The organism is Pseudomonas sp. GW821-FHT09C10 (genome assembly GCF_059418085.1).
On the sequence record NZ_JBWKPE010000002.1, the window covers coordinates 622,656 to 637,985 of the forward strand.

A 15,330-nucleotide genomic window follows, 5' to 3' on the forward strand; every position below is an offset into this window, starting at 1 on the left:
TGGCAACGGCTCCCCATGCAGTTCCATCGAAATCCTTTCTCAATACGAATTTGAAAAAACTTGCAAAAGCCTTCAGTGCTCCGTGCAAATCACTGCACAAAAACGCATCAATTCAAAATATTTATACATATAAATCATAAGGTTACGAATTTTTTCCGCTTGGCACAGGGAGTGCTAAAGGGACCTGTCGACACCCGCTCGACTGCGTCTACCCTAAGGAAAAAAAACATGAATCTCCCCATTGAAGCTTTAGCTCACCTCGTTGGCAGCTCGCCTCAATTCATGCATCACCTGACAGACGACCAGCAGAAAAAACTCAGGCGCTTCATTCACAAGCGCGTACTCAACCCGGAAGATGCGGATGATCTTCTGCAACTGACCTACCTGGAAGCCTGGCGCAACCGCGAGCGTTTCTGCGGTAACGCCTCGCTCAGTACCTGGATGTGCGGCATCGCACAGAACCTGATTCGCAATCACTTCAGGCGCATGTATGCCAAACCCGTGCATTGCGAATTTGATGAATCGTTGTGGCATGGGCAGGAAGAAAGCAACAACCTGGATTGGGAGTTTGAGATCAACCGCCGCCTGGAGAACACCCTGAGCGCCATTGACCACCTGCCGACGGAAATGCGCAGGACGATGTACGCCTCGCTGGAAACCGACGGCAGCTACCAGGACACCGCCGATGTATTGGACATCCCCATCGGTACCGTTCGCTCACGCCTGTCGCGAGCACGCGAACAGCTCAAGCGCAGCACCCAGAACCCGTTTCAATCGTAAATCCGGCTGACTGGCCAAGCGTTGGGCGACAGGGATATCTGCCCAACCGAACAGACCTTTTTCGTACGTGCCAGGAAGATCACCAATCACCCTGACAGCGTCGCACCGATCCCGCCAAAACCGAACATCAGCCCCAAGCCCCTTGAGCGATCAGTCCCGTTGCAAGCAGGATCAACGAGCTGCTTTGCCCAGCAGCCGAGGGATTGCCTGGCGCCAGGGGGGCCCCTTCATAGAAGCAGCGAATCATCAACCACTCGTCGCCCAACTCGCGCGTTTCCGATAAACAATTGAAAGCGTAGATAAAAATTCAAAATAAATGCTTGACGCATTCCCGTTCTACGCGAATAATGCGCGCCACTTGGCTACATAGCTCAGTTGGTTAGAGCATAGCATTCATAATGCTGGGGTCCGGGGTTCAAGTCCCTGTGTAGCCACCAAGTACCGATCCATAGATGTCTACAGCAGTCTATGAATCACCTCAAGAAGCCCGCCTAGTGCGGGCTTTCTTGTGTCTGGCCGTTTATCTCTGCCTATCCCTATCCCCTCCCCCCGCACCATCGCTGCCCACGGGTATGCCGGACATCTATACCTGTCCTTTTTAACCAAACGGTTGTCCATTCGAACCAAGCACACTTCATCTCCCCTAGATAATGTTCACTCCATGCCGTGTCCCTAAAAACACAAATGACGAGGTGTCTCATGCATCTACGAGAACAGCAGCGACTATCCGATTCATCCTGGTTTTTACACAGATGGGACATGGCACCCGAAGAGTTTGCCACTTACCTGCTGCAACTCGGGACCTTGGTGCTGCAACGCCGATGGAATGGGAGCATTCGTAAAACACCAACGTCCACGGCGATCTAGAACAGCGAACCGTCCGGTCAAGACAGAACTAAAGGAACCCCAGGCACGGACCATATCTACCCCCATGGCCGCAGGACCAGTTCCGATGTCAGCATTCTGCGTCTGCTGCAAGCACGGTTTTCCTAAGCCGTTGTCCGTCCAGACCAAACGATTGTCCTTGCCAGCAAAGCGTGCGCTCGACAGCAGCTCTAATTTGGATTCGTCGCAAGCTCTCGCGCCCCTTATCAACCGGGCGGAACACCACATTGAGCGAATGAGATCGTCCCCAGCCGAAACGGAGAAACCGCATCATGACCGACCAGCAACCATCCGTGGAACAACAGCCCTCTCTCTATGCGCGTCTTGGGGGCTACGACGTCATTTATCAGTTCGCAGGTGCAGTTTTGAGGAAGACCATGGGACATCCCGCTATCGGTCATATCTGGGCCCACATGTCCGAATCAACATTCCAGAAGGAACACATCAACTTTGTCGATTTCCTTTCTGAACATTGGGGTGGCAGCGCCAAATACCGAGGTAGGGACATGGTCACCGCGCATCGCGGAATGGGTCTTACCGAGGTGCACTGGCAAGCCGTGCTCGATTGTCTTGAGGAATGCTACAACGACTACGATCTGGCACCGGACCTGCGCAAAGAGGTCAATGACTTTCTGATCAAGTTTAAACCCGCCGTGATTGGTAGCCCCTCCTACCGCGACGTAGTACTCGCACACCCCGAAATGGACTCCGCCAAAGGAATGAAAAGCGTTGGGGTAATTTGGCCGAAACGAGGGAAGTAACCTGTGAAAAAGCTGGCGCCGGATACTGGTATTGCTGCACTCGTCGAGTAATGCAGGGAGCGATTTCACCAACTTCAGAGGGGGCAAAGACATGAGTCATACGCACGAACATCATCACGATCACGACCACACTGAGCCACCGGAGACCATAGCGCTACGCGTCAAAGCGCTCGAGTCCCTGCTGACGGAAAAGGGCCTGGTCGATCCCGTAGCCATGGATGCTTTGGTGGACACCTACCAATACAAGGTCGGCCCGAGAAACGGCGCCCAAGTCATAGCAAAAGCCTGGTTCGACCCTCTGTACAAACACAGGCTGCTGGAAGATGGCACTGCAGCCATCGCCGAGCTGGGCTTTTCTGGTGTTCAGGGTGAAGACATGGTGGTCGTGGAGAACAGCCAGACCGTGCACAACGTGACGGTATGCACACTGTGCTCCTGCTACCCGTGGCCGACCCTGGGCCTGCCACCGGTCTGGTACAAGTCCGCACCTTATCGCTCGAGGATAGTCATTGACCCGCGCGGCGTGCTGGCGGAGTTCGGTCTGACGATTCCTGATGACAAGGAAGTTCGCGTCTGGGACAGCAGCGCTGAGCTGCGCTATCTGGTATTGCCGGAACGTCCGGCGGGTACTGATGGCTGGAACGAGGAACAACTGGTCGAACTCGTGACTCGCGACGCCATGATCGGCACCGGACTGCCTAAGAATCCGGATCAAGTAGCCTGAACCTGAGAAGGAGAAAACCCATGAATGGTATACACGACCTGGGCGGCATGCATGGTTTCGGCCCAGTGCTCACGGAAGAGCACGAACCCATCTTCCATCATGATTGGGAGCGCAGGGTTTTTCCGCTCTTCGCCTCGCTCTTCGTCGGCGGGTACTTCAACGTCGACGAATTCCGCCACGCCATCGAACGCATGAAGCCGGCCGAATACCTGCAGTCGAGCTACTACGAGCACTGGCTGCACGCCTTCGAGACCCTGCTGACAGAAAAGGGCGTCATCAGCGCTGCCGAACTGCAGGGTACGGCCAAACCAACCCCACCGACACAGCCCGTCACGGTGTTAACTCCGGACATCGTCGACGCCGTAGTGCTCGGCGGCGCCTCGTCGCGGGCAAAAGAAGATGTCCCCGGCCAATTCCGAGTCGGTGACCGGGTGCGGACGAAGTGCCTCAACCCAACCAATCACACCCGGCTGCCACGCTACGCGCGCGGTAAGGTCGGCACAATCGTGATCGCGCATGGCGCGTTCGCTACCCCGGACACGATGGCCCATGGTTTGGGCGAACAGCCGCAGCAGGTCTATGCCGTACGCTTCAGTGCCGAGGAATTGTGGGGAGTACGGCGACCGGACAGTGTCTGCATCGACCTATGGGACAACTACCTGGAGGCCGTATGAACACGAGCATGCGCCACGACTACAAGGCCGTCGGCCTCCCTCTCGACGATGAAGGCCCGGTGTTCGACAAGCCTTGGCAGGCTCAGGCTTTTTCCCTGCTGGTGCACTTGCACCAAGCCGGCGTGTTCCCCTGGAAGGACTGGGTGCAGGTATTCAGCGAAGAGATCAAGGCTGCCCCGGCGCAACCCGGAGAAAGCGTCAATGACGCCTATTACCGGCAATGGATCACGGCCATGGAAAGAATGGTCACCACCCTAGGCCTGACCGGGATGGAGGACATCGTCCAACGGGGCGAGGAATGGAGGCAGGCCTATCTGAATACTCCCCATGGACAACCAGTGGTTTTGCTCAATGCAAGTTGTCCACCGGCCCACGGGCACACCGGTGAGCATCTGCCGCATCGCGAGCCCGTGGCGATCAGCCGAGCCTCTCACTGAGGGCGGAGCAGTTTCTTGTTGTCCTTTTTTACCTAGCAAGCCGCAGAGGCGGCCAAGGAGTCATCGTCATGCATATCGAACCTGGCCTCGTGGAAGCCGGAAAACTCTGGCTGAGCTATGTTACCGCCGCAACCGTCGGCACCTACACCGTCAAACTCGTTGCGGACGCCATTGGCGAACGCGGTGCCGTCTCGCTGGTAGTTCGCGCCGCCGCCGCCACGGCGCTGGTGTTTGGCTTCTTTGAACTGCTACCGCATCATCCGGTTGGCGTCTCGGAGGTGCATCTCATACTCGGCTCGACGCTGTTCCTGTTGTTCGGTGCAGCACCTGCAGCAGTAGGTCTCGCTTTGGGGCTGTTAATCCAGGGGCTGTTCTTCGCACCATTCGACCTGCCGCAATACGGCATGAACGTCACCACCCTTTTGGTACCGCTGTTGGCAGTTGCTGCCCTGGCGCGGCGTATCATCGCGCCAAACACGCCCTATGTTGATCTGGGCTATCGCCAGGCACTGGGCCTGTCGACGGCCTTCCAGTCAGGCATCGTCGCCTGGGTTGCCTTCTGGGCTTTCTACGGGAAGGGCTTCACGGCAGAGAACGCACTGTCGGTCCTGACCTTCGGCAGTGCCTACATGACCGTCGTCATCCTCGAACCGCTGTTGGACCTGGCCGTGCTGGCCGGTGCCAAGGCAACGCATCGCCTGCGTAACAGCCGGCTGGTCGAGCGCCGTCTGTATCAGGCCGCCTGAGTCGACAGACGCCAGTCCAAGCCAGACTGTCCCCGGGCATTCGAAGACCGCGATGCTCGGGGCATCAAGAGCGAGAACGACCTCAACACCTCGTGAGCAAAACTGGAGGTAGTTGATGCTTTTCAGAAATAGCCCCCGCAAGGCAGTCCGGGGAGTACCGCTGGCTCCATATTCATGGCGAAACGCGCCGTGATGAACGGGGACTACCGACAGATGACCCCAGGTCACCCTGCGCCGCATCCCATCCCATCCCGGCACCTCGCACCTTGATCGCCTTTGTAGTTCCTGAACCTTGTCTTCACCTGATCAGAAGATCCTGGACCGATCCACAACTGTTCGTTCCTGGTTTGGCTTCACCTTCGACGCTGGCTGCGAGTCCGCGTGGGGAGATCCCGAACCGCTGCTTGAACAACCGGGAGAAATGCGAGGCATCGTTAAACCCCCAGCGCAGCGCTACGGCGAGCACGCCAGGATGGCCGGAACTGCAGAGATCGCGCGCGCTGTGCCGCAAGCGCAGCTCCCGGATCAGGCCACTGACGGAAAATGGCTCTTCCTCGAACAGGCCATAGAGTGTCCGGCGCGAGACCTTGAATCGCGCCGCAAGCAGGTCCGGCCCGAGCCCGGGTTCAGATAAATGATCGGCTATATAGGTCTCGACCGCCTGGCGGAAGGCTGTCCGCACCGGCACCCGGTCCTGCTCCTGCGCCTCCAGCGTGGCGCCCAACGCAATGGCGATGACGCCGTTAAGCGCGGCGCTGAGCCCGTGCTGCGCCTGTAGCCCGACGCTGGCGTCCATCTGTTCAAGTGAGCGGGCGAAGCGAGCCGCGACCAGTCCAAGTCCCGCTTGTCCGCTGACGCAGCGCGCTGTCGCCTGGCGCGGTGCCGCGAGCCTGGACACCAGTTGCTCCCTGGGTATACGGAATGACAGCACGCGCCAATCTTCCCTGAAATCGAGAAAGTAGGGACGCGTGGAGTCCACGACGGAGAAGTCACCGGGCAACACCAGTGTCTCCTGCCCATCCTGACGTACCACGCATGACCCTTCCAACTGGAAGTTCGCGAAGCAGAACTCGACCGGGTTGCGGCGGATTTCATCCCAGCGTCGTTGGACGAACTGCGCCCGGGAAAACACGCGGGTCTGCGCGCTCATGGAGAGGGGCCGGGAGCTCACCTCGCCCGTGAAGTCCAATCCTGCAGGCTCTTGCTTGAGGATGGGATTGAGCGAAACGAAGGCTTCGCAGAGGACCTCACGCCAGTAGCTGAATCTTTCACGCTGCACGCACGCCTCGGTAGTCCAGATTTGCATCCTGCGGTCACCCCTCAGTGGCGCAAAAGACAATCATCGCGAGCGCAAGCCAGCGACTGATTTCTGAGCCAATGTCACGGTATGGCGGGCCGCTCAGACGTGTCATGTGTTCCTCCTGTTGCACAGATCGTCAACTGGTCTTGCACGCAAAGGCAAGTCGTCGGTTGATGGGCTTGCAGGCACCCTGGCACGGCATTTTCGTTTGTGCCTGCGCTGTGCACGGCGGGAATGCGAATGCGTCATGCCGGTGCAGTTTTCGCCGGATAAACAGGCGCAGGACTGACCCCATGTGACCTGCGGTAGAAAGACGCAAAGTCCGCGCCAGAACCAAGGGGGCATTCACCCGCTACAGGCTCTTTCTGCAGAGGGCACAACCTCAGTCGGGAAAGCCCTGCGCCCTTGCGCAAATCGTCAATTGGGCTTGCACGCTCCAGCGAGACCGAGGCAGTCCGGCTGCCTACGATGGGTTGTCCGTTACCTAACCCACCGCAAGAAAGGTCGCTTCCCATGGCTATCGATTTCCAGCTCACCGAATCACAGAAGGCTTTACAGGCAAGCGCGCGCACCTTCGCCGCCGAAGTCCTCAGCAAGGTCGCCCCCACCATCGCCCCAATCGCGCGACCGGAAGACCGGTTCTACGCCACGCGGCCGTTCTACGATGCAATGGTCGACGCCGGCTTCATCAAGGCGTTGCTGCCCGCCTCGTTCGGCGGCAGCGCCCTGACCACGCTGGATTTTGCCTTGGCTGCCGAAGAACTCGCCGCCGCCGACGTCAACTTGCCTTCGGCTTTGCTGGGCACCGGCCTGGGTTTGCACGCGGTGCTGCACCACGGCACCGAGGAGCAGAAGCGCCGCTTCCTGCCGGACTTCGTCGAAGATGGCTCGCGCCTGGCCGCCCTGGCCTTCACTGAGGTCACCGGAGGCGCTAACTACGACAACCCCGACCCCTCCGCCGGCGTGCAGACATTCGCCCGCCTCGAAGGCGACGAATGGGTCATCAACGGCGCCAAGCACTACACCACCAACGGTACCGGTTGGGACGGCAAGGGCGCGCACCTGTACAGCGTCATATGCCGCACCGATGCGGCCCTGCCGCCGCAGCAATCGCTGGCGGTCATCATGGTGCCCGGCAGCGCCCAGGGCATCGAGATCGCGGGCTTTCTCGATACCGTCGGCCATCGCGCGACGATCTCGCCGCGCATCCATTTCAACAATGTGCGCGTGCCGGCGGCCAATATTGTGGGCAAGCCGGGCGATGGCATTGCCATGGTGGAAGATGCCTTCTCCTGGACTGCGGCGCTCATCGGCGCGGCCTGCGTAGGTGTGATGCGCGCAGCCTTCGACGTCGCCTTGAAGTTTGCCCGCACCGACAAGCGCTCCGGCACGGTGCCTGTGATTGAGCACCAGAACGTTGGCTTCATGCTGGCCGATATCAAGATGCGCATCGAGGCCGCGCGCTACCTGACCTGGAAAGCCTGTCACCAGCTCGATATCACCCAGGGACGCGGCCGCGAACTGGCCATCATCACCAAGGTTCACTGTTCGGAACTGTGCGTTCAGGCTGTCTACGATGCCATGCGCGTTGTCGGTGTCGATGCCTATACCGACCTCTACCCGTTGGCTGGCCTGATGCAGGACGCGCTGTGTTTTCCCCTGTACGACGGCGGCAACATGGGGGTCCGCCGCCGGCAACTCCATGCGCTGCTGCGCTCGCCGGCCTACGACGCCATGGCCGGCGCAGAGGCACGCAGTTGAAGCGGCCCCCGTGCCACGAGGCGTAAGCGCCGAGCAGCTGTCCTTCCCAGCACAACGAATGACCGCCCCAACAAAGCGACTTGGGGCGCGTCCCCCCTATCTTTGTCATGCGCACTGCCGCGTTGTCCTGTGTCGCCGCACTTCGCCGGCCGATCAATGACAGATGACTACTCGAGAGAGGACTTCCGTAATGACCCAAGCATTCTCCAGCGTCGCCCGCAGGACCGGCCACGTGTCAAAGGCCGGTACCCACTCGCCCCTGAGCAGCATGAACAAGGTATTGGCCTTGGCCTGTCTACCGATGGTCACGATGGTGCCGATGACCGCGCGCGCCATCGATGTGGACATCGGTGATTTCGTCCCGGCGCCGGAGGGTACGACGGCGGGGTTGCTGTACCTGCAGCATGCCGAGCGCAACAAACTCTATGCCCAGGGACGGCAGACGGCGCGGGATCCTCGGCTGGTCTCGGATGTCGGTATCGGGAGGCTGGTGCACTACACCACGATTGGCGGGCTGACGGTAGGCCCCCAGATCCTGGTACCGTTCGGCCGGCTGGATGCCGGGCGCGACACGAGTGCACTGGGCAAGACCAGCGGGGTAGGTGACGTTATCCTGGCCGCACCAGTCTGGTTGATCAACGACTCAGCGTCTCGCACCTATCTAGCCATAGCGCCCTATCTGTACCTTCCAACGGGTAGCTATAGCCACGACCGCCCGCTCAATCTGGGGGAAAACCGCTGGAAGTTTGATTTACAGGTAGGTTTCGTCAAAGGGCTGACCGACAATTGGTATGTCGACTTGACCGGCGACGTCATGTTCCATGGCAAGAACGACAACTACGGCGCTGCCGGCGACACGCTCAAGCAGAAACAGCTCTACCAGGGGCAGGGATATTTGCGTTACCAGTTCACGCCCGGAGCCAACGCTTTCGTCGGCCTGTCACAGACCTGGGGCGGTGAGACCCGGGTCAATGGCGTTGACAGCGACGACGAAGCTCGGCAACGAAAAATCAGCGTGGGTGGCAGTTACTTTATCCGCCCGAAGACGCAACTGCTGGTGGCGCTCGGGCGCGACCTTGAGGTGGAAAATGGCTTCAAGGAAAGCGCCCGCATCAACGTTCGACTGTTGCAGGTGTTCTGAGCAAAAATCTCATTCAGGGCTACTCGATAACGCCTGGCGTTAAAACATATCCGGGCATGGGGCGACCAGGCGTAATCGAACAGCATTTGCCCTCAATTAACGCGTAACCCGGTACTGATAACGGCTTACCGAAAGGTAGACCGTTTTTTTATGCCTTGAAGAAAGTGCCTGGGGCATACTCGCAGCCCCCCTCCTGGATACAGAACTTAGCCAATAGGACGTCCCTTCATGAGCCTTGATGTGTTCGCAATCATCATGCTGGGCGCTGCGTTGCACGCCACTTGGAATGCCGTGGTCAAGGGCGGTGACAACAAGCTCCTGACCACCTGCATGATCGCGTCCATTGCATCGCTGATCGCAGCGACGGTCATTCCGTTTCTGGAACTTCCGGCCAAGGAAAGTTGGCCCTTCATCGGTGCGTCGGTGATTTTGCAGGTGGTGTATTTCGTGCTGGTCGCCTCGACTTACCGCATTGCCGACATGAGCCAGACCTACCCAATCATGCGCGGCACTGCGCCGTTGCTGGTGGCGACAGCGAGCGTAGGGCTGTTGTCCGAGTCCTTGTCCTCATTCGCCTGGCTCGGCATTGCCATCATCTGCATCGGCATTCTGAGCATGGCTGCCGCCCCCAGCATCGGTCAGCGAAAAGGGATGCTCCTGGCGCTGGTCAACGCGGCGGTCATCGCCGGCTACACCCTTATCGACGGTGTGGGTGTGCGCAAATCCGGCGCCCCGGCGGCCTATACGCTGTGGATATTCCTGCTCACCGGCCTTGCGCTTGCCGTCTGGGCATTTGCCGTCAGGCGGCGCGAATTCTGCCGCTATCTAGCGCGCCACTGGCGCCCAGGTGTTATCGGTGGCTTCGGCACCGTCGTGTCCTACGGCCTGGCACTTTGGGCAATGACAGCGGCACCGATCGCCACGGTTTCGGCGCTCAGGGAGACGTCGATCCTGTTTGGCGTGGTGATCTCGGCACTGGTGCTCAAAGAGCAACTGACCCGCCGCCGCATCATGGCTGCGTGCATCATTGCTGGCGGGGCGATGGTGTTGCGACTGGGCTGACGCGCCGGTCGAACCTATGACATGCCCGGCAGGACTGCTCTCCAAACAAATCACCCGCCACCCTATCAAATGAGACCGCTTCTCATTAGTATGCCTGCTATTCGCGCAACGCCGCATCAGGGTATCGGGGCCATGGAGACAGGGACGCCAGGGGATCAGGAAAAACTCAGCGCCGTTTTTATCGGGCAGCGCAGTGCGTTAATCCGTATGCTGTCGCGCGTCGTCGGCTGTTCGAGCCAGGCGGAGGACCTGGCCCAGGAAACCTACCTGAAGGTGGCGAAAGCGCTGTACGCTCGCCCTATCGAACACTTGAAGCCGTTTCTTTATCAAACTGCGCAATACCTGGCTTTTGATCATCTGCGCAGTGTGCGCAGTAAAAGGCGCTATGAGTGCCAGCTGGCCGAAAGCCTGGTTGTCGAGGTGCCCACCACGGCACCCGGTCCGGAGAGCCAGGCCCAGGGCCAACAACAACTGCTGCAGTTTCAACAGGTGCTCGCTACCTTGCCCAAACGCCAGCAACAAATCCTGGTATTGCATCGATTGCATGACCTGTCCCAAAGCGAGATCGCCCAACGCCTGCAGGTGTCGTTGAGCACGGTGGAAAAAGATCTGCGCCAAGCCCTCATTGCCTGCGTCAAGCAAACGACCGACCATGATTGATCGCACCGACACCCCCGATGCCATACGTAAGCAGGCGACCGACTGGTTCGCCCAGCGCGATGAGACGGTGCGCAACCCCATCACCCGCCAGCGCTTTGAGCAGTGGCGCGATGCGGATCCCCGGCACGCCACGGCGTATGCGGAACTGGCCGCGATGTGGGAAAGCCGCGCCTTCGAGCAAGCCTTGAAAAACCTCGCCGGCGACCTGGAATTGCCCCCTGCCCCGCAAGCCGCCACGCACCGCAAGACACGCTTTATGGCTGCCGCCGCTGCCGTATTGATCACGCTGGGCATCGGTTGGATGACCGATGTGCCGATGCGCCTGCAGGCTGACCACATGACCGACGTTGCGCAATTGGAACGCTTTGACCTGGAGGACGGCTCGCACATCGTGCTGGGCAGCCACAGCGCAATCAGCATCGCCTTCGACGGCGCCCATCGCCGCATCAAGCTGCTGCGCGGCGAGCTCTACGTCGAAGCCGCACACGACTCAGAGCGCCCTCTTAGCATCGAAACCGCCGAGGCCAGCGTGACCGTAGTCGGCACGCAATTCAGCGTCAGCCAGCGCGACGCGGGCGTCACCGTCGCCGTGCGACAAGGCCGCGTGCGCTTCGCCAACCGCAAGGGCGAACAGAGCGTGTTGCAGGCGGGCAACTGGCAACAGTTGCTGGGTGGGCACCTGCAACCGCTGTCCCTGGAAGGTGGCGAACAGCAGATGGCCTGGATCAACGGACGGCTGTCGTTCCAGAACGCGCCGCTGGCACAGGTGTTGTCAGAGATCCGTCGCTATTATCCCTCACCGATCCTGCTATTGAACGATACCGCTGCCGGTGAGCGGGTCAGCGGCAATTACCAATTGGATGACCCCCAGGCGATCGTGCAGGCGTTGAGTAGAATCACTTCCACCCACATCCAGCGCCTGCCGGGTGGCATCCTGATTATTCGCTGATACAGAGCCCCTGACCCCGTCGCAAAAAGTTTTACGGCTTTCGAAGCTTCAACCCGTCAAGAATTTTGCCTTTGCAAATCATTCCTATTTCTAACGGGGCTCACATGCACTTTCCAGCACTCAATCCGACCCACGCCCGTAGCATTCTTGCGCTTGCCGTCTGCCTGGCGTGCAGCACTGCGGTTGCCGTGGAACCGGCGGGCAAGCCGGCCATTCGTGAAGCAGCAGATACCCGCAGCTTTGCCATAGCGCGTCAGTCGCTGGTCAATGCCCTGGATCAATTGAGTGTGCAGAGCGGCCTGCAAATTGCCTATGCGGCGGACTTGGCCCAAGGCGTCGAGTCGCCTGGCGTCAGCGGCCGCATGACCGCCCTGGAGGCGCTGGCCCAGTTACTCAAAGGCACGCCCCTGAGCTTCGAGCTCAATGGTCCCAACGCGGTCATACTGACCCGCACCGCACAACCCGGCGCGGCTCTGCAACTGGGCACCACCACCGTGATCAGCAACCAACTGGGCACCGTCACCGAAGGCACCGGCTCCTACACCCCGGGCACCATCGCCACGGCCACGCGCCTGGTGCTGACCCCGCGTGAAACGCCGCAGTCCATCAGTGTCGTCACCCGCCAGCACATGGATGACTTTGCCCTCGACAGTGTCGACGACGTGATGCGTCATACCCCTGGCATTACCGTGTCGGCCTACGACACCGACCGCAGCAATTACTACTCGCGCGGTTTTTCGATCAACAATTTCCAGTACGACGGTATTCCCTCGGCCGTGCGCAACGTGGCCTATTCGGCGGGCAACACCCTGAGCGACATGGCGATCTATGACCGGGTCGAAGTGCTCAAGGGCGCCTCCGGCCTGCTCAGCGGCGCCGGCTCCCTGGGCGGCACCATCAACCTGGTGCGCAAGAAGCCTACGGCGGAATTTCTCGGCCACATCACCACGGCGGCGGGCACCTGGGATCACTACCGCACGGAAGTGGACGTCAGCGGCCCGCTGACCGAAACCGGCAATGTGCGTGGGCGTGCCGTGGCGGCCTATCAGGACAACAAGTCGTGGATCGACCGCTACTCGAACAAAAGCTCGGTGTTCTACGGCATTCTCGAATTCGACCTGTCACCCGACACCTTGCTCACCGTGGGCGCCGATTATCAGGACAGCAAACCCAAAGGTTCCACCTGGTCCGGCAGTTTCCCGCTGTTCAACCATGCCGGCGAGTTGAACAATGCCAAGCGCTCCTTCAGCAATGCCACTGACTGGAGCAGTTGGCAGCAATACACCCGCACGGTGTTCGCTAACCTGGAGCACGACCTCGGCGACGGCTGGGTGACCAAACTGCAACTGGACCACAAGCTCAACGGCTACGACGCCCAGATGGGTGCGATCCAGTTCTACCAGCCGGCGGCGGACGGCACTGCCAATATCAACGCCCAGCGCTACAAGGGCGAAACCACCAGCGACTCGGCCGACCTGTATATCAGCGGCCCGTTCAATTTCCTCGGACGTGAACATGACCTGGTGATCGGAGGATCCATCAGTACCGCCCACTGGAAGGGCAAGGGCTATTGGGACGAAACCTTCCCCACCGCCAACCTGGTCGACTACGTCAACTGGCATGGCAACCTGGCCAAGCCCGACTGGGGCGTGGCCTCCCAAGTCACCGACGACACCATTCGCCAGACCGGCATGTACCTCACCACCCGCTGGAACCTCACCAACGACCTGAAACTGTTGCTCGGCGGGCGCGTGGTCGACTACACCTTGACCGGCAGCACCGATACCTACCGTGAAACCGGACGCTTCATTCCCTATGCCGGAGCCATCTATGACCTCACGGACAACCTGTCGGCCTATGTCAGCTACACCGATGTCTTCATGCCCCAGGAAAGCTACAACCTCGACCGTAACCGCAAGCTGATTGACCCGGACGAAGGCGAGAACTATGAAGTGGGCCTCAAGGGTGAGTTCCTCGACGGACGCCTGAACGCCAGCCTGGCGTACTTCGAGGTGAAGGAAAGCAACCGCTCCCTGCCCGACGATGCGTACAACAACCAGACCCCGACACCGCCCAACTTTGCCTTCAAGGGCACCGACGCGACGACCAAGGGCTACGAACTGGAACTGTCCGGCGAAATCGCTCCAGGCTGGCAGTTGCAGGGTGGCTACACCCACAAGGTGGTACGCGACGACGCCGGCAAAAAAATCTCGACCTTCGAGCCCGAGGATCAAGTGAGCATGTTCACGATCTACAAGCTCAAGGGCGAGCTGGACAAAGTCAGCGTCGGCGGCGGCCTGCGCTGGCAGAACACGGTGTGGCAGGACATCTACAACAGCCCCAAAGACACCACCGAGAAATTTTCCCAGGAGTCCTACTGGGTGGTGGACCTGATGACGCGCTACCAATTCACGAAAAACCTGTCGACCACGCTGAACCTCAATAACGTGTTCGATAAGCCGTATTACACCAACGTGGGCTTCTACAACTCCGCCATCTACGGCGCACCGCGTCACTTCATGCTGACCACGCGCTGGGACTTCTGATTGCCTGAGCCACACGGCCTATCCCGAGGGTAGGCCGCTTTTGACGCACTCCCTTGCCACTGTTAGTGTCCAGCCTCCCCCCACGCACGGAGTGCTTTACGGTGAAACTGGACATCTACCAAGTCGACGCCTTCAGCCAACATGCCTTCGGCGGCAACCCTGCCGCGGTGTGCCCGCTCACCGAGTGGCTGCCCGATGAGCAACTGCAGCATATCGCCGCCGAAAACAACCTCTCCGAAACCGCCTACTTCGTGCCCCGCGATGGCTTCTATGAGTTGCGCTGGTTTACCCCGCAAGTCGAAGTCGACCTGTGCGGCCATGCCACGCTGGCGACAGCGTGGGTGTTGATTCACGCGCTGGCGGATGCACCCCAGGTGCTGCGCTTTGCCACCCGCAGCGGCGAGCTACGGGTGACGCGCAAGGGTGATGAGCTGGCGATGGATTTCCCCGCCCGGCAACCACAGCGCTGCGAACCGCCCGCTGGAATGTTGAGTGCCCTGGGGATCGAGAGCGCCGACGTGTTCGGCACCGATGACTACATCGTGCTGGTGGACGACGAAGCCCAGGTCGCCGCGCTGACGCCTGACTTTTCGCGGCTCAAGGGCCTGCCCAAGCGCGGGATTGCAGTCACCGCCAAGAGCACACGGTTTGATTTCATTTCGCGCTGGTTCGGGCCGAATGTGGGGATCGATGAAGACCCGGTCACCGGCTCGGCACACACCTCGCTGGCACCGTTCTGGGCCGAGCGCCTGGGCAAGTCGCACTTGACGGCCGAGCAAGGGGGCCAGCGCAAGGGCCAGTTGCACTGCGAGCTGCAGGGCGACCGCGTGATTATTTCCGGCAAGGCAGTGTTGTACATGCAAGGCACGATTTACCTGTAAACCGCAGCGCCCCAAGGACAACA

General features: G+C 59.9%; 14 protein-coding genes and 1 tRNA gene. 14 read left to right on the forward strand and 1 reads right to left on the reverse strand.

The features are described from left to right. The first annotated feature begins 228 nt into the window (after window positions 1–228). From AC07OT_RS06695 to AC07OT_RS06725, 7 genes are all read left to right on the forward strand, one after another. Window positions 229–780, forward strand: coding sequence for an RNA polymerase sigma factor (locus AC07OT_RS06695; protein WP_495107732.1), 552 nt, complete (start codon window positions 229–231; stop codon window positions 778–780). Window positions 781–1,140: 360 nt separating this feature from the next. Then, window positions 1,141–1,217 (forward strand) — tRNA-Met (locus AC07OT_RS06700). A 720-nt stretch (window positions 1,218–1,937) separates the two neighbouring features. After that, window positions 1,938–2,426, forward strand: a complete 489-nt coding sequence (locus tag AC07OT_RS06705; protein ID WP_495107733.1) for a group I truncated hemoglobin — start codon at window positions 1,938–1,940, stop codon at window positions 2,424–2,426. 91 nt (window positions 2,427–2,517) lie between these two features. Further along, window positions 2,518–3,150: a nitrile hydratase subunit alpha gene (nthA, locus tag AC07OT_RS06710; RefSeq protein WP_495107734.1), complete on the forward strand. Its 633-nt coding sequence runs from the start codon at window positions 2,518–2,520 to the stop codon at window positions 3,148–3,150. Between the two features lie 20 nt (window positions 3,151–3,170). After that, window positions 3,171–3,824: a nitrile hydratase subunit beta gene (gene nthB, locus AC07OT_RS06715; RefSeq protein ID WP_065924014.1), complete on the forward strand. Its 654-nt coding sequence runs from the start codon at window positions 3,171–3,173 to the stop codon at window positions 3,822–3,824. Then, window positions 3,821–4,261 (forward strand): nitrile hydratase accessory protein, encoded by a 441-nt coding sequence (locus AC07OT_RS06720; RefSeq protein WP_098480406.1) that lies wholly within the window; start codon window positions 3,821–3,823, stop codon window positions 4,259–4,261. Before nthB ends, AC07OT_RS06720 begins: the two co-directional genes overlap by 4 nt. A 68-nt stretch (window positions 4,262–4,329) precedes the next feature. After that, complete coding sequence (locus AC07OT_RS06725) at window positions 4,330–5,007, forward strand: energy-coupling factor ABC transporter permease (RefSeq protein ID WP_115486555.1); 678 nt, start codon at window positions 4,330–4,332, stop codon at window positions 5,005–5,007. Window positions 5,008–5,305: 298 nt separating this feature from the next. On the opposite strand, the gene AC07OT_RS06730 is transcribed toward AC07OT_RS06725, so the two are convergent. After that, window positions 5,306–6,313, reverse strand: coding sequence for a helix-turn-helix domain-containing protein (locus AC07OT_RS06730; RefSeq protein WP_495107735.1), 1,008 nt, complete (start codon window positions 6,311–6,313; stop codon window positions 5,306–5,308). Window positions 6,314–6,820: 507 nt separating this feature from the next. On the opposite strand from AC07OT_RS06730, the gene AC07OT_RS06735 reads away from it, so the two are divergent. The 7 genes from AC07OT_RS06735 to AC07OT_RS06765 all read left to right on the forward strand — a co-directional run bounded on the left by AC07OT_RS06735 (window position 6,821) and on the right by AC07OT_RS06765 (window position 15,307). Further along, the gene (locus AC07OT_RS06735; RefSeq protein ID WP_495107736.1) at window positions 6,821–8,068 is read left to right on the forward strand and encodes an acyl-CoA dehydrogenase family protein; all 1,248 of its coding nucleotides are present in this window, start codon (window positions 6,821–6,823) and stop codon (window positions 8,066–8,068) included. Between the two features lie 190 nt (window positions 8,069–8,258). After that, a complete protein-coding gene (locus AC07OT_RS06740) occupies window positions 8,259–9,209 on the forward strand; it encodes a transporter (RefSeq protein WP_083236335.1) in 951 nt (316 codons plus the stop codon). 228 nt (window positions 9,210–9,437) lie between these two features. Next, on the forward strand, window positions 9,438–10,271 hold the full coding sequence (locus AC07OT_RS06745; protein WP_495107737.1) for an EamA family transporter: 834 nt from the start codon (window positions 9,438–9,440) through the stop codon (window positions 10,269–10,271). A gap of 132 nt (window positions 10,272–10,403) precedes the next feature. Beyond that, window positions 10,404–10,931: an RNA polymerase sigma factor gene (locus AC07OT_RS06750; RefSeq protein ID WP_495101064.1), complete on the forward strand. Its 528-nt coding sequence runs from the start codon at window positions 10,404–10,406 to the stop codon at window positions 10,929–10,931. Then, window positions 10,924–11,880, forward strand: coding sequence for a FecR family protein (locus AC07OT_RS06755; protein WP_495107738.1), 957 nt, complete (start codon window positions 10,924–10,926; stop codon window positions 11,878–11,880). The genes AC07OT_RS06750 and AC07OT_RS06755 overlap by 8 nt, the downstream gene beginning before the upstream one ends. 104 nt (window positions 11,881–11,984) lie before the next feature. Next, window positions 11,985–14,426: a TonB-dependent siderophore receptor gene (locus AC07OT_RS06760; protein WP_495107739.1), complete on the forward strand. Its 2,442-nt coding sequence runs from the start codon at window positions 11,985–11,987 to the stop codon at window positions 14,424–14,426. Window positions 14,427–14,527: 101 nt separating this feature from the next. After that, complete coding sequence (locus AC07OT_RS06765; protein ID WP_169899185.1) at window positions 14,528–15,307, forward strand: PhzF family phenazine biosynthesis isomerase; 780 nt, start codon at window positions 14,528–14,530, stop codon at window positions 15,305–15,307. The last annotated feature ends 23 nt before the right edge of the window (window positions 15,308–15,330 follow it).